This is a genomic window from Luteimonas sp. GW821-FHT14E02 (assembly GCF_058803905.1).
This window is the reverse complement of record NZ_JBXAPK010000001.1, coordinates 533,266-548,545: the sequence shown is the minus strand read 5'-3', so window position 1 is coordinate 548,545 and position 15,280 is coordinate 533,266. Positions and strand designations below refer to the sequence as shown.

14 protein-coding genes are annotated in these 15,280 nt (G+C 63.9%); 11 read left to right on the top strand and 3 right to left on the bottom strand.

What is annotated here, in order from left to right; genetic code table 11:
* Window positions 1-93 precede the first annotated feature (93 nt).
* The 7 genes from AC1RNP_RS02330 to AC1RNP_RS02300 all read left to right on the top strand — a co-directional run bounded on the left by AC1RNP_RS02330 (window position 94) and on the right by AC1RNP_RS02300 (window position 7,365).
* On the top strand, window positions 94-882 hold the full coding sequence (locus AC1RNP_RS02330) for a FadR/GntR family transcriptional regulator (protein ID WP_493049611.1): 789 nt from the start codon (window positions 94-96) through the stop codon (window positions 880-882).
* Window positions 883-1,236: 354 nt separating this feature from the next.
* Window positions 1,237-2,235, top strand: a complete 999-nt coding sequence (locus AC1RNP_RS02325) for an aldo/keto reductase (protein WP_493049610.1) — start codon at window positions 1,237-1,239, stop codon at window positions 2,233-2,235.
* Window positions 2,232-3,107: an amidohydrolase family protein gene (locus AC1RNP_RS02320; protein WP_493049609.1), complete on the top strand. Its 876-nt coding sequence runs from the start codon at window positions 2,232-2,234 to the stop codon at window positions 3,105-3,107. The genes AC1RNP_RS02325 and AC1RNP_RS02320 overlap by 4 nt, the downstream gene beginning before the upstream one ends.
* 31 nt (window positions 3,108-3,138) lie before the next feature.
* Complete coding sequence (locus tag AC1RNP_RS02315) at window positions 3,139-3,897, top strand: SDR family oxidoreductase (protein WP_493049608.1); 759 nt, start codon at window positions 3,139-3,141, stop codon at window positions 3,895-3,897.
* Window positions 3,898-3,922: 25 nt separating this feature from the next.
* The gene (locus AC1RNP_RS02310; RefSeq protein WP_493049607.1) at window positions 3,923-4,798 is read left to right on the top strand and encodes a fumarylacetoacetate hydrolase family protein; all 876 of its coding nucleotides are present in this window, start codon (window positions 3,923-3,925) and stop codon (window positions 4,796-4,798) included.
* Window positions 4,799-4,857: 59 nt separating this feature from the next.
* Window positions 4,858-6,210: an L-fuconate dehydratase gene (locus AC1RNP_RS02305; RefSeq protein WP_493049606.1), complete on the top strand. Its 1,353-nt coding sequence runs from the start codon at window positions 4,858-4,860 to the stop codon at window positions 6,208-6,210.
* 18 nt (window positions 6,211-6,228) lie between these two features.
* The gene (locus AC1RNP_RS02300; protein ID WP_493049604.1) at window positions 6,229-7,365 is read left to right on the top strand and encodes an L-lactate dehydrogenase; all 1,137 of its coding nucleotides are present in this window, start codon (window positions 6,229-6,231) and stop codon (window positions 7,363-7,365) included.
* 187 nt (window positions 7,366-7,552) lie between these two features.
* Here the strand turns inward: AC1RNP_RS02300 and AC1RNP_RS02295 are convergent, their stop codons facing one another.
* Genes AC1RNP_RS02295 through fucP form a run of 3 tightly spaced genes read right to left on the bottom strand, consistent with a single transcriptional unit; the run spans window position 7,553 to window position 10,651 of the window.
* Window positions 7,553-8,908 carry an alpha-L-fucosidase gene (locus AC1RNP_RS02295; protein WP_493049603.1) on the bottom strand — a complete coding sequence of 452 codons (1,356 nt, stop codon included), beginning with the start codon at window positions 8,906-8,908 and terminating at the stop codon, window positions 7,553-7,555.
* Between the two features lie 38 nt (window positions 8,909-8,946).
* On the bottom strand, window positions 8,947-9,333 hold the full coding sequence (locus AC1RNP_RS02290) for an L-rhamnose mutarotase (RefSeq protein ID WP_493049601.1): 387 nt from the start codon (window positions 9,331-9,333) through the stop codon (window positions 8,947-8,949).
* A gap of 4 nt (window positions 9,334-9,337) precedes the next feature.
* The gene (gene fucP, locus AC1RNP_RS02285) at window positions 9,338-10,651 is read right to left on the bottom strand and encodes an L-fucose:H+ symporter permease (RefSeq protein ID WP_493049600.1); all 1,314 of its coding nucleotides are present in this window, start codon (window positions 10,649-10,651) and stop codon (window positions 9,338-9,340) included.
* 190 nt (window positions 10,652-10,841) lie between these two features.
* Here fucP and AC1RNP_RS02280 point away from each other — a divergent pair, with 190 nt between their 5' ends.
* The 4 genes from AC1RNP_RS02280 to AC1RNP_RS02265 all read left to right on the top strand — a co-directional run bounded on the left by AC1RNP_RS02280 (window position 10,842) and on the right by AC1RNP_RS02265 (window position 15,279).
* On the top strand, window positions 10,842-11,627 hold the full coding sequence (locus AC1RNP_RS02280) for an IclR family transcriptional regulator (protein ID WP_493049599.1): 786 nt from the start codon (window positions 10,842-10,844) through the stop codon (window positions 11,625-11,627).
* Window positions 11,628-11,890: 263 nt separating this feature from the next.
* A complete protein-coding gene (locus AC1RNP_RS02275; RefSeq protein ID WP_493049598.1) occupies window positions 11,891-12,316 on the top strand; it encodes a hypothetical protein in 426 nt (141 codons plus the stop codon).
* Window positions 12,317-12,412: 96 nt separating this feature from the next.
* Window positions 12,413-12,838, top strand: coding sequence for a hypothetical protein (locus tag AC1RNP_RS02270; protein WP_493049596.1), 426 nt, complete (start codon window positions 12,413-12,415; stop codon window positions 12,836-12,838).
* Entirely contained in the window at window positions 12,835-15,279 is a 2,445-nt protein-coding gene (locus AC1RNP_RS02265) for an XVIPCD domain-containing protein (RefSeq protein ID WP_493049594.1), read from the top strand. Before AC1RNP_RS02270 ends, AC1RNP_RS02265 begins: the two co-directional genes overlap by 4 nt.
* The last annotated feature ends 1 nt before the right edge of the window (window position 15,280 follow it).

Sequence of the window (15,280 nt, the reverse complement as noted above, 5' to 3'; positions counted from 1 at the left end):
TCTAATCGCTGTCGTGCAGCGGTTCCCAGCGATGCTTCGACGGATCGATCATGAACCCCGGCAAAGGTTCAATGGTCCAACCATTACCATACTATGCCCGTCCAAAGCATCCAGAACCGCCGTCTTTATCAACAAATCGCCGATCAGCTGCGGGTCCTGATCAACCGCGGCGAGTATCCGCCGGGCAGCTATCTGCCGGCCGAGCGCGAGCTGTCGCAGCAATTCGGCGTGAGCCGGACCTCGCTGCGCGAGGCCCTGATCGCCCTGGAAGTGATCGGCATGGTCCGGGTCCGCGTCGGGGATGGGGTCATGGTGATCGGGCCGGAACCGCCGGTGACCGCCGATGCGGCCGTTCCCGGCCAGAAGTCCGGCGGCCGGGTCCTGGACCGCGCGATGCGCAGCCAACCCTGGGTGCCGGATCCGGAACTGGGCATCGAAACCGATCTGGATGCGGAAATCCCGCCGTTCTCCCTGCTGCAGGCCCGGCGGCTGGTGGAACCTGAAACCGCGGCCCTGGCGGCCGAGAACGCCACCGATGCGGAAATCGACGGCATCGAGGAGGCTTACCGGCGCAACATCGAAGACAACCGCGTCGGCTCGGTCACTCATCCGGGCGACCGCCTGCTGCACATCCGCATCGCCGACGCCAGCGGTAATCCCGCCTATGCCCTGCTGATCCGGCATCTGCTGGGGCACAAGTACGGCGCCATGTTCCAGCGGGTCCAGGAGTTGTATTCCAGCGAGGACATGCCGCATCGCTCCGAGCACGAGCATGCCGCCATCGTCACCGCCATCCGCCGCCGCGACCCCATCGCGGCTCGTCTGGCCATGCAGCGGCATCTGGACTCGGTGCTCCGGATCTTCTCCGGCAGCGAGCGCTGACCCCCTAGTCCGAACACCCGGACCGACGCCGGTCGGCGGAAGCCTGCTCGTCGTTTATCTGAATACATTCATTTTTAGAGCCAGCCGGGCATCCCTGCGCCTGGACAGGATGCTGCGCCGCAACTTGCATATATTCATATATGAGATAACGTTCGTATATAAAATTTCGCCAGCTGCCTTGTGAGTGCATCCCCATCGCCGTCGACCCTCGGGCCTCCGCGAGCACATGTCGCGTCGACCGGGGCCGTCGGCCCTTCGTCCGGCGCATGCTCACGCCCGGCGACGGCGATTCGTGAAGGAGTGTGAGTGCCGGACGATCCCACGACAGATCAGATTGAGAAGAATCTGATCCAGATGACGCGACCCGTCGGCGTGGCCGCCGCGTCGGTGTCCGCGCTCGGCTTCGGCGCGGCGCCGATCGGCAATCTGTACGAGGCAGTGGACGAGGACCGGGCCTTGTCGGCCATCCGCGAAGCTCATGCCGCCGGCGTGCGTTACTTCGACACCGCGCCGTACTACGGCTATGGCCTCAGCGAAAGCCGGCTGGGGCGTGGCTTGCACGGCCTGCCGCGCGATGCGTTGACGATTTCCACGAAGGTCGGCCGCCGCGTCCACGACGATGCGGCCGCAGTGGGACGAGACGATGGCTTCGCCGTCGACGGCCGCCGCGCGGAATTCGACTACAGCCGCGACGGCGTGCTGCGTTCGATCGAATCCAGCCTGCGTCGTCTCGAAACGGATTACATCGACATCCTGCTGCTGCACGACATCGGCCGGCTCACGCATGGCGAACGTCACGAAGCAATCCTGCGTCAGGCGCTGCAGGAAGCGCTGCCGGCGATGGCCGAGCTGAAGGCGTCGGGCGTGTGCCGCGCGATCGGCATCGGCGTCAACGAGCAGGACATCGCGTTGGAGCTGATGCCCTTGTTCCCGCTGGACTGCGTGATGCTCGCGGGACGCTACACCCTGCTGGAACAGCGCGATGGCCTTGCCGCGTTGCAGGAGGCACAACGACGCGGCGTCTCGATCCTGGTGGCGGGCCCGTACAGCTCGGGATTGATGAGCGATGCCCGCGCGCCCGGCAACACTTACAACTACGCGCCGGTCGACGCGCAGACACTGCAGCGCGCCCAACAGATTTACGCCATCTGCGCAGCACATGACGTCGACGTCGGCGCGGCCGCGCTGCAATTCCCCCTGGCCCATCCCGCGGTGGCGACTGTTGTCGCGGGCATGCGCTCCCCCACGGAATCGCAAAGCGCCGCACAACGCATGCGGGCTGTGCTTCCCACGGCGCTGTGGCAGGACCTGCGCACGGCCGGGTTGCTGGAACCGGAAGCGCCGACGCCATGAACATCGTCGATGCGCATCTGCATTTCTGGCAACTCACGCGTGGCGACTACGGCTGGCTGACACCCGCGCTCGGCGCCTTGTACCGCGACTTCGTTCCGGCCGACATCCGCGAAACGCTCGATGCCTCCGGTGTGGATGCTATCGTCGCCGTGCAGGCCGCACCGACCGAAGCGGAAACCCGCTTCCTGCTTGATCTGGCGCGCCGGCATCCGCACATCGCCGGCGTGGTGGGATGGACGGATTTCGAGGCGGCCGATGTCGCCTCCCGCATCACCGATCTGCGCGCCGCCGGCAATGGTGTGCTGAAAGGCTTCCGGCCGATGGTGCAGGACATCGCCGACACGCACTGGTTGATGCGCCCCGAACTGGACACGGCATTTGATGCGTTGATCGCCCACGATCTGACATTCGACGCGCTGGTGAAGCCCGAGCACCTTCCCGCTCTGGAATTCCGTCTACAGCGGCATCCCGCGTTGCGAACCGTGCTCGACCACGCCGGCAAGCCCGCGATCGGCCAGCATGGATCCGATGCATGGGCCGATGCGATCACGCGTTTGGCGAAGCAGCCGCAACTGGTCTGCAAACTTTCGGGCCTGCTGACCGAGGTCGACGAAAACGCACCACGCTCGTCCGTGGAGCCTGTCGTCGCCCACGTCTTCGCCTGCTTCGGACCCGAACGCGTCCTGTGGGGCAGCGACTGGCCGGTGCTGACTCAACGCGCCAGCTATGCCGAGTGGCTGGCATTTGCTCAGGAATTGGTAGCGCGTCATGCCCCGGGCCATGAGCAAGCGGTGTTCTCGCAAACCGCGCGGCGCTTCTATCGCCTCGACGCCGATTCCCTTCTTCCGGATTCCATGAGGAATGCGACATGAAAACACGCACCGACCATGCGGAGGCCGCAGGATGAGCGCGCGCCTGAGTGGAAAGCGCTGCCTGATCACCGCGGCGGGCGCGGGCATCGGCCGCGAGAGCGCGCTCGCCTGCGCGCGCGAGGGCGCGCAGGTGCTGGCGACCGACATCGACGCGGCCGCGCTGGCGTCGCTCGCGGCGGAGAACACCGCCGAGAACCTGGCGATCGAAGTACGCACCTTGAACGTGACCGATCCGGCCACGATCACTGCACTCATCGCGGACGAGCCCGGCTTCGATGTCCTGTTCAACTGCGCCGGCTACGTGCATCAAGGCAGCATTCTCGATTGCGACGAAGAGGCGTGGAAGCGCTCCTTCAACATCAACGTCGATGCCATGTACCACCTGTGCAAGGCCGTGCTTCCCGGCATGCTGGCACGCGGCAGCGGCAGCATCATCAACATGTCCTCGGTGGCGTCCAGCATCAAGGGCGCGCCGAACCGCTTCGTCTACGGCGTCACCAAGGCCGCCGTGATCGGTCTGACCAAATCCATCGCCGCTGATTTCGTCGCCAAGGGCATTCGCTGCAACGCCATCTGCCCCGGCACCGTCGACACGCCCTCGCTCGCCGGACGCATCGCCGCGCTCGGCGGCGATCAGGATGCGGTCCGCAAGGGTTTCGTCGATCGCCAGCCGATGGGGCGCCTGGGGGATCCGCGCGAGATCGCGGCGCTGGTGGTCTACCTCGCCTCCGACGAATCCTCCTTCACCACCGGCCAGACCCACGTCATCGATGGAGGCTGGTCGATATGAAACCGCGTCACCGGAAAGGATCGCGATGAAACTGCTGCGCTATGGAACGCCGGGCCGCGAGAAGCCCGGATTGCTGGATCAGGACGGACGCGTGCGCGACCTCAGCGCGATCGTCGACGACATCGCCGGCGAACATCTCACCCGTGCCGGACTGGATGTGCTGCGCGGAATCGATCCCGCCACGCTGCCAGTGGCCGAAGGTGCCGTGCGTTACGGCCCCGCGGTCGGCCGCGTGGGCAAGTTCGTCTGCGTCGGTTTGAACTACGCCGATCACGCCGCCGAATCCGGCATGGCCGTGCCGGACCAGCCGGTGCTGTTCATGAAAGCCACCTCGGCGATCGTCGGCCCGAACGACGACGTCGTCATTCCGCGCGGCTCGGTGAAGACCGATTGGGAAGTCGAGCTGGGCGTGGTGATCGGCGATGTCGCGCGCGACGTGCCGATGGACGCTGCGCTCGAACACGTCGCCGGCTATCTGGTGGTCAACGATCTGTCCGAGCGCGAATTCCAGCTCGAACACGGCGGCCAATGGGTGAAGGGCAAGAGCTGCGACACCTTCGGCCCGATCGGTCCGTGGCTGGTGACGCGCGATGAGGTGCCCGATCCGCAGACCTTGTCGCTGTGGCTGGAAGTCAACGGCCATCGCTATCAGAACGGCAACACCCGCACCATGATTTTCACCATCGCCCATCTGGTCAGCTATATCAGCCGCTACATGACGCTGATGCCGGGCGATGTGATCAGCACCGGCACGCCGCCCGGCGTGGGGCTGGGACTGAAACCACCGACCTATCTCAAGCCCGGCGATGTGATTGAACTTGGAATCGAAGGGCTGGGCCGGCAACGGCAGCAGGTGGTCGCGCACGACGCCGATGCGCATCGCGCGTCGCGCGATTCGTGAACGACGCGATCGCAACGAAACGACCTCAGGACGACAGGCCTTCGCCGCATGAGCATTGCATGAGCACGATCACCGCCCTCGACACCTACGACGTGCGCTTTCCGACATCACGCCAGCTGGACGGCTCGGACGCGATGAATCCGGATCCCGACTATTCGGCCGCCTATCTCGTCCTGCGAACCGATGCCAGTGACGGACTCGCCGGTTACGGCCTGGTCTTCACCATCGGCCGCGGCAACGACGTGCAGACCGCGGCCATAGCGGCGCTGTCGCACCTGGTCGTCGGCCGCAAGGTCGGCGAAGTGCTGGATGACCTCGGCGCTTTCGCGCGCAGCCTCACCGAGGATTCGCAACTGCGCTGGCTCGGCCCGGAAAAGGGCGTGATGCACATGGCGATCGGTGGCGTGATCAATGCCGCCTGGGACATGGCGGCCCGGCGTGCAGGCAAGCCGTTGTGGCGCTTCATCGCCGAGATGAGTCCTGAGCAATTGGTGTCGCAGGTGGATTTCCGCTATCTCAGCGATGCGCTGACGCCGGAAGAAGCGCTGGACATCCTGCATCGTGCCGAACCCGGCAAAAGCGCACGCATCGCCGAACTGGTGGAAAAAGGTTATCCCGCCTACACCACCTCGCCCGGCTGGCTCGGCTATTCCGACGAGAAGCTGGTGCGGCTGGCGAAGCAGGCCGTGACCGATGGATTCCGCACCATCAAGTTGAAGGTGGGAGCGAACGTTGCCGACGATGCACGTCGCTGCCGCCTCGCGCGCGAGGCGATCGGATCGGACGTGGCGCTCGCCGTCGACGCCAACCAGCGCTGGGATGTCCAGCCCGCGATCGACTGGATTCGCCAACTGGCGCCGTTCGACATCGCCTGGGTGGAGGAACCGACCAGTCCCGACGATGTGCTCGGACATGCCACGATCCGCCACGGCGTTAAGCCGGTGCCCGTTTCGACGGGCGAACACACGCAGAACCGCGTGGTGTTCAAGCAGTTGCTGCAGGCGCAGGCGGTCGATCTGATTCAGATCGATGCCGCGCGCGTGGGCGGCGTCAATGAAAATCTGGCAATCCTGTTGCTGGCGGCCAAATTCGGCGTGCGCGTGTTCCCGCATGCCGGCGGTGTGGGTCTGTGCGAACTGGTGCAGCATCTGGCAATGGCCGATTTCGTCGCCATCACCGGGACGATGGAGGATCGCGCGATCGAGTTCGTCGATCATCTGCACGAGCACTTCGTCGATCCGGTGCGCATTCGTCATGGGCGCTACCTCGCACCGACGCTGCCAGGTTTCTCCGCGGAGATGCATGCGCACTCAGTGCGCGAGCACCTATATCCCCACGGCTCCGTGTGGCGTGCGGAAGCGCAGGATGACGATGACGTCGCAGCGACACGGCTGCGCGTTAATCTCGATTAGACCTTCAGGAGCCGCCGCATGGGACGCCCTGTCACCGATCTTCGCGAAGCCGCGCGACGACGCCTTCCGCGCCTGCTGTTCGACTACATCGACGGCGGCGCCTATGCCGAGGTCACCATCCGCCGCAATGCCACGGACCTGGATGCGCTCGCGCTGCGGCAGCGCGTGATGGTCGATGTCTCCGCGTTGTCGACACACACGTCATTGTTCGGGCAGGCGCTGTCGATGCCCCTCGCGCTGGCGCCCGTCGGTTTCTCCGGCATGTACGCGCGCCGCGGCGAAGTACAGGCCGCGCGCGCGGCGCATGCGGCCGGCGTGCCGTTCTGCCTGTCCACGCTGAGCATCTGCGGCCTGGAGGAAGTGACCCGCAATGGCGGCGCGCCAGTGTGGTACCAGCTCTACATGGTGCGTGATCGCGGATTCTGCGCGGAGATGTTGCGACGCGCGCAGGCAGCGGCCAGTCCTGTCCTGCTGCTCACGGTCGATCTGCCGGTTGCCGGCGCGCGCTATCGCGACCTGCGTTCGGGCATGTCCGGACCCACCGGCTGGCGCGGACAGTGGATGCGCGCCTGGCAAGGGCTCACGCATCCGGCCTGGCTGTGGGATGTGCAGTTGCGCGGCGGGCCGCACGGATTCGGCAATCTGCCACCGGAAGTGGCGGCCGGCGGCGTGGGCGGATTCGCGGCGTGGATCAAGTCGAATCTAGACGCCAGCGTGACCTGGAAGGACGTGGCCTGGGTGCGCGAGCGCTGGAACGGGCCGATCGTGATCAAGGGCCTGCTCGATCGCGAGGACGCGCGCGCGGCGCTCGATGCCGGCGTGGACGGCATCGTGGTGTCGAACCATGGCGGGCGTCAGCTCGACGGCGTGCCTTCCAGCATCTCCGCGTTACCGGCGATCGCGGAGGAAGTCGCGGGCCGCATTCCGGTGTTGATGGACGGCGGCATTCGCTCCGGTCTGGACGTGCTGCGTGCGCTGGCGTCGGGCGCCGATGCCTGCCTGGTCGGCAAGGCCTGGGCCTATGCGCTGGGTGCCGGCGGCCAGGCGGGCGTGGCGGAAATGCTGGCCACGCTGCGTGCTGAGCTGGAAGTGGCGATGACGCTCACCGGTTGTACCGACGTGCGGCAGGCCGGTCGCGAATTGCTGGCGCGCTGAGTGCGCGATACGGAATCTGTCCGGGCCGGTTTCGGCTTCCAACAGTTTTAGCTCGACACTCTACACGCGTCGTCCCGGCGAAAGCTGGGATCCATGTTGCTTTTGCGCGGATTGCAGGAAAGATCAAAACGGATCCCGGCTTTCGCCGGGACGACGGACGTTAGTTGTCGCTTGAATCTAAAGCGCTCTAATCCTGATGCGTGCTAGTTTCCGATGTGGCCGCCACTGGCTGCGCGCTCCGCTTGAGCACCACGATGCGATCCGGCTGATCGGCACTCGCTGCCGGCAGCTTCACGATCAATCCTTCCGGCAAACGCTTCAACTCCAGCGCCTCGCCGCTGCCGAATGCACTGGCCGAGGCGACATCCTGCAGCGGCGGCAGCAACAAATAGTCATCCTGCCACTCCAGTACGTGCACATACACCGTGCCGTCCTTCGCTTCGGTCGTGACGCCCCACGGACGCGGTGGCACCGGACCTGCACGCGTGCCGTAGATCGAGGCGCCGTTGACCTGCATCCAGCGTCCCACCTGTTCCAGGCGTTCGACGAACTCCGGCTGCACCGTGCCTTCCGGCGTCGGGCCGATGTTGAGCAGGAAGTTCGATCCCGAGCCGGCTGCGCGCACGAGGAAGCGGATCAGTTCCTTCGAACTCTTGTAGCTGTGATCCTTGGCGTTGTAACCCCAGGCACCGTTGATGGTGTCGCAGGCTTCCAGCGGCAATTTGCTGATGTGCGCGGTATTGAAGCCTGCCGTATTCGCGCCGGGCAGATCCTTCTCGAACATCTGGAAGTCTTCGCCTGGATAGGGCGTCTTGTGGTGATTGCTGCCGACCAGCGCCGCCGGCTGCAGTCGATGGATGAGATCGTAGGTGCGGCCGAGCCGCCAGTTGGCGTCGGGCTTGTCCCACATGCCATCGAACCAGATGCCGCCGATCTCACCGTAATTCGTGAGCAGCTCGGTCAGTTGCGCATCCATGTAATCCAGATAGCGGTTGAAGTCGCCGCCCGCCTTCCGGCCTGTTGCGTGACCGGTTCTGCCCAGTGGCGAGAAATCCGGGTGATGCCAATCCAGCTGCGAGTAGTAGAAGAACAGCTTGATGCCCTGGCGATGCGCCTCGTCGGCCAACTCTTTAAGCGGATCGCGCTTGAATTTCGTGGCATCGGTGATGTTCCAGCGCGATTGCTTCGTCGGCCACATCGCGAAGCCGTCGTGATGCTTGCTGGTGATGGTGATGTACTTCATGCCGGCACGCTTGGCCAGGTCGACGATGGCCTTCGCGTCGAATTTTTCCGGATCGAATTTCGTGGCGAATTTCTCGTACTCGACGATCGGAATCTTTTCGTTCTCCATCACCCACTCGCCGCGCCCCGGCACGCTGTACACGCCCCAGTGGATGAACAGGCCGAAGCGCGCGTCTTCGAACCATTGCACCGCATCGGCCTGCGCGCGCATGCGGGCTTCGTTGTTGGCCGCCTGCGCAACGCCGGCGCAGGCCAGCATCAGCACGAACGCGAATCGGGACATCTTCCGAAGCAGATTCATCGTCATGATTCCTGCGGGATTGTTGCGGGTATGTCGCCCTACGACTCGGCTTGCGCATGCACCGCGGACGCGTGCTCTGCACGTGTCTGGGCCAGCGAGAAGATACGCTGCATCGCACGCCATTTCTCACCGGCCGGCGTGCCGGGAATCGGCTTCTGGAACCGCCACATCAGGTCTTCCCAGGTGCGCACGTGCGGGTTGGCCGCATCGGCGGCGGCCTTGGCGGCCGGGTCGTAGTTATCATCGACGTCCATGATCAGCACCAGGCGATCACCGACGCGGTGGATTTCCAGATCGCGAATTCCGGCCGACACGATCGACTCGACGATCTCCGGCCACACGTTCTCGGCCTGATGCCAGCGTTCGTACTCGGCGATCATGGCCGCGTCGTCGTGCAGATCCAGCGCGTAGCAAAGCCGCGGCATGCGTCTAACTCCGGGAAGGGGAGGTCCGTGCCACTGTGCTCGCGCCGGCACGGATCGCGAAGAAGAGGATGACAACGAAACACATCGCCGGCACCGAGAATGCCCAATGGATGCCCATGCGATCCGAGACGGCGCCCATGAGCGCGGTGAGGATCGCGCCACCGATGATCGCCATCACGATCAGCGACGAGCCCAGCTTGCGCTCGTCATCGTTCAAGCCATCCAGGCCCAGCGCGAAGATCGTCGGAAACATCACCGACATGAACAGACTGCTGGCGACCAGGCCATACAGCCCGATCGCGCCCGGCGCGGCGATGGACAGCACGCACAGCAGCAGATTGATGATCGCGAACGTGGCCAGCAATCGCGCCGGTGCGAAATAACGCAGCAGGAATGCGCCAAGAAAACGCCCGACCATGAACAGCACCAGCGACATCGTGAGATAACTGGCGGCGGCCTTCTCCGTCGTGCCCGGAACACCGTCCTGCACGTAGCGGATCAGATAGCTCCAGATGCCCACCTGCGCACCGACATAGAAGAACTGTGCCACCACCGCCAGCACGAAGCGCGGCCTTGCCAGGAGATGACGGAAATGTGCCGACCCGCTTCCCGCATCGGCGGCACCGCGCAGGGCCGCGGCGGGAAAACGCGTCAACGCGATCAACAACGCCCACAGCAGCACGATCGTGCCGATGACGAGATAGGGCGTCTGCACCGCGGCCGATTCGGCGGCGTAGAAGGCTTCGCGCCCCTGCGGTGTCATCGCGGCGATCTCGCCGGCGCTGTGTTCGATGCCGGAGAAGATGAAATGCTGTCCCACCAGCACGCCGGTGATCGATCCGAGCGGGTTGAAGGCCTGCGCGAGGTTCAGACGCCGCGCCGCGCCTTCCGCCGACCCCAGCACCGTCACCAGCGGATTGGCCGCGGTCTCCAGAAAGGCCAGGCCGCTGGCGATGACGAACAACGCGAGCAGGAAGAATTCATAGGTATGCACCGCCGCCGCCGGATAGAACAGATACGCGCCCACCGCGTACAACAGCAATCCGAGCAACACCGCCGCCTTGTAGCTGTAGCGGCGCATGAACATGCCGGCGGGAATCGCGAACAGGAAATAGCCGAGATAGAACGCGCTCTGCACCAGCCCGGCCTGGAAGTCCGACAGCTCGAACGCCTTCTTGAACTGCTTGATCAAGATGTCGTTCAAATTGTTCGCCATGCCCCAGAGGAAGAAGAGGCTGACGATCAGGGCCAGCGGGACCCAGACTGTCCGCGCCAGCGAACCGGGAGCGGCTGGACTTGTTTCGGTGCTGTCGTGCATGCCTCTGCCCCTCCCAAGGCATACGCGCTGCGACTCTCATCAATGGCATCGTCGAGCTTACGGCCACCGCCGAATCAATGCAAATATAAAAAATATATTCAAATATGAATATAAGTTCGGCTGGCGGGCGCCTGGACGCGCTTCCGACACGGTCGATGCCTGTACCCTTGCTGCAAACAACGCCGATCCCATGACCAAGCCCCCCTCCAAATACCGCGCCCCCGCCCTGGACAAGGGCCTGGACATCCTGGAACTGCTGGCCCGGGACGCCAGCCCCCGATCCATGGGGGAAATTTCCGAGGGCATCGGCCGCTCCCGCAGCGAGATCTTCCGCATGCTGCAGGTGCTGGAGGAACGCGGCTACCTGGCCAAGTCGGGCGACGGCTACGTGCTGACCAATCGCCTGTTCATGCTCGGCATGCAGCAGCCGCAGGTGCAGAACGTCACCGAAGTCGCCCTGCCGGTGATGCGGCGCCTGGCCGACGAGATCCGTCAGCCCTGTCATCTGGTCGCGCCGTCGGAGGACCAGATCGTCGTCATCGCCCAGATCGACGTCCCCAGCGACCTCGGCCTGGTGGTACGGCCCGGCCACCGGCGCCCGCTCACCCATTCCACTTCCGGCCTGGTGCTGTTCGCCTTCCAGCTCGAAGATGTGCGCGAGCGCTGGCTGAAGATGATCGACGCGAGCGATGTGCCCTACGACCGCGCCGCCTTCCTCGACGCGGCACGCAAGGCGCGCGAACAGGGTTACGCGATGCAGCCGAGCGAAGCGGTGGTCGGCGTCGTCGATCTGACCGCGCCGATCATGCAGCACCGGCACGCCACTTACACACTGACCGTGCCTTACATCGAACGCCGTCCCGAACAGGTGAGCGCGGAGAATGCGCTTCATGCCGTGCGCGCCGCCGCGGACGAAATCTCGCATGCGCTCATGTACAGCGCGCCTGCCAGTGCGGCCACTGCGAAGCGCAAATAGAAGCTGAGGCCAGCGGATGGTCGGGCTGACGGTCCCATTGCGTTCGCGGCGTCCTTGGCGGCCTCTTCATCGTTGTATGGGTTAGGATGATACCGACTCTGGCAAGGACAGCTGATGAGCCCTCGAGACCCCAACTTTTTTCAAAGCAGCCGCGTGTTGCTTCACGTCCGCGCGCCCGACAATTACAACCAGCCCATCAACATTCATCGAAGGATGGCGGCCGCGCCGCGAGCACACAGACGTTCGAATTGGAGAATTAGGAAGTGAGCCAGCAGACATTCGGCTGGATACAGTTCCCTGAAGGACCAGCGAGGTTTTCGGGCACGCGACGCTGCTGGGACGAGCAGGGCCGCAAGACTTTTGCTTTGGAAATACGCGGACACGAATACTTCGGCGAGATCAAAAGGTCATATCTGGATAACCAGAACGACTACAACATCGTCATTGACGCCTTCGGCTACGGGAGAGGAGAAGACGTCGGCATGCCGGGAACCGACGTGCGCGGAGTTTTCACGCACGAGGAAGAGATCAATGCCCGATCCCTAGTGCTCCAGCTCGTTCAAGCCGGGCTCGAGTTCGAAGATCCGCCTACCGTCCTGGACCAGACGGACACATCCCATTTCATGGGGAAGATAACGTTTCAGGACGGATGGTTGCTTGTCAGCTCAGATCGCATCGGAACAGCGTAATGACCGATTATCCCACCCAGATTGCTGCACCACTCACGGGTTGACGCTCCCGCGATCATGTCAAGGGCACGTGTTATCTAAATTGGAGAATTGCAAGTGAGTCAAACATTCGATTGGGTCCAGTTTCCCGAGGGACGCGCACGGTTCGCGGGCGGTTACCGCTGCTGGGACGAGGAAGGACGCGAGACATTCGTTTTGGAACTGCGCGGACACGAATACTTCGGCCAGATCGATAGCGCGTTTTTGGACAACCATAACGATTACAACATCGTGATCGATGCCTTCGGCTATGGACGAGGCGAAGACGTCGGCATGCCAGGAACCGAGGTGCGCGAAGTGTTCACGCCCGAAGAAGAAGCTATTGCCCAGACCTTGGTGATCCAACTCGTCCAGGCCGGCCTTGAATTCGAGGACCCACCCTTTCACCTGACTCAGACAGATACCTCCCACTTCATGGGGAAGATAACGTTTAAGGATGGGTGGATGCTCGTGAGTTCGGATCGCATTGGAGCAGCGCAATGACCGACTACTCCACTCAAATCGATCAAATCCGGCAGGCGAAATCCCTAGAGGAAATCCGCGAGATCGCGCGGCAGTTCTCGGCCAAGGCAACCGGTGAGGGCGGCATTCTCTATAGTCGCCAGGTCGGTGGCGTGAGTTCCCAGGCGATCGCCCTCGAGCTTGCGGAGAAGACTGGTCTTCCAATCATCAATAAGACACCGCGCGCGGAATTCCTTTCAGACAAGAATGTTGAACAGGCGATAAAAAAATCCGCAGAGAGGATTTTCCAGTCCGAGGGACAGACCGTTGAGGCCGCAAGAAAGCTTGCCCCGAGTTTTCTATATGGTGATTCCAAGGCCGTCGCCAATTCGCTCACCTCGCTGGATGGCTGCCTCTGGGGCGATGCTTCCCGCGAATTCGCCGCCTCTATGCGCGGCGACATCAAGCTGGTCGCTACCGCCGCCAACATGGAGCGAGTGTTCGGCCAGGTTGAACTGCCGACCATCCTGAACAACCCTGACGTCAAGACGCTTGGTGGGCAACACGTGGCGCAGCTGCGCGACATCGCGGCGAAGGACGGCACACAGGCGCTGCTAAATCCAGTCCAGTCGCAATTTGTTGAGGCCGCTCCGCGCGGCATTTACAAGGCACCCGGCACGTTCACTAACACGGAAGCTACCGTGACGCTGTCGCGGGAATTCGCCGGCGCCATGGGTGTCGACGCCAGCAAGTTCACTCCCGCCGCCAATCTGTCGTCATCCAGCACCGTGGTGCGCGCCGATATCGGCATGGCCGTGCAAGTCGCGCAAGATGAAGCCGCCATCGCTGCGCGGACGGCGCCGAAGGTGCTTCCGGGTGCCTCAGGACTCGTTTCGCCCAAAGGCGCCGGTGCCGTGTCGGCCAGCGAATCGACGCTGGCCGCCGAAGCAGGCCGCGGTCTGCGCCCAGGCACGATCGCCAAGGGCGCGGGCGTGGTCGTTGCCGCCGCCGGAGTCACTTACGACGTCACGACCACGTACCGCGATGCCTCGCGCCTGTACGGACAAGGCAATGCCTTCGGCGCGGAATCAAAAATCGTCGGCACCGTTTCGCGCAATGTCGGTGTTTTCGGCGGCATGGCGCTGGGCACCGCCGCCGGCGCGCTGGCCACGTCCGAAACCGGACCGGGCGCGATCATCGGCGGCGCGATCGGCGGCATCGCCGGTGCGATCGGCGGCGACAAATTCGCGCAGTGGATCGATCAGCACCGCATCAACAACCAGTCCGACAAGCAGGGCAACACCTGGACCTTCGATCCCAAGCATCCGAATCAAGGCTGGACGCGGCGGGAACTCGACCTGGATGCCATGCGCTACAGCCAGGGCGTGCCGGTCTACAAACCGCAGGCGCTGCATGCGGATCCGGCGCTGGCCGATGAACTCAACTACAAGGCCTCCAATCGCGCCACCGAGCTGGCGTTGTCGGCGCCGCCCAAGGCCCGCGATCCGTACACGCTGCCCAGCGAACAGGACAAGCCAGGCTGGCATGCAAGCAACTGGACGCGAGACGCCCAGAACGGAACATGGAGCCGCGTACTGACCGATGCCGCGCCCTTGAGCGAATTCCAACTCATTCCCAAGATGGAACGCGAGCAGGCCACGCCCGCGCAAGCGGCCGAATTCGAGCGCCAGTCGCAAGCGATCACGGCCCGGAATGCAGCTCAAACTCCGGCCGCGATCGCGACGCATTATCAAGCCGCCTACGATCAGTACGGCTGGTCGCGTCACGGCAAGGTGCCCGAGGCGGTGACGGATGCGATCCGCCATCCCGGCCGCCTGATCGCCTCGGACGGCGACGCCTACGAGCGCGGCGCCGACGGGCAATGGACGAGTCGCGGGATGATTTGGGACAACAAGGCCGAAGGCGCGATCAAGCAGGAACTGGATGCGACATATCGCCAACAGCAGAAAACGCTCAATCCATCGCATGCTTCGGTGGAACCCCGCCCCGATGCGCCGGCCACGCAGCCGCGTAGCCCTGCTGATCCTGATCACCCGGATCACACGATGCTGGGACAGATCCGCACCGGCGTGCGCAAGATCGATGAAGGTCTTGGCAAACCCTACGACGAGATGAGCGAGCGCGTCAGCCGCAGCCTGCTCGCGGCTTGCAAGGACAATCGGGAGGCGTATCCCGATGCGGCCGACAAATCGCTGTCGAGCTACGCGCTGAATCGCGTCGATCACGTCATCATGGGCAAGAACGGCAATGTCTTCGCGGTCGAGGGACGGCCGGAGAGCGAATCCCATAAGCGCGCCTTCGTTTCCGCCGAGGAAGCAGTGCGCACGCCGGTCGAACAGTCGGATGCGAAATTGCTGGCCGCCAATCAGGTCCTCTCCCAGGAGCGGGAACTTGCGCAGCGACAGGATCTGACGCGAAACCAGGACGATCCTTCCAAGTCCGGACCGAAGATGTCGGCATAGC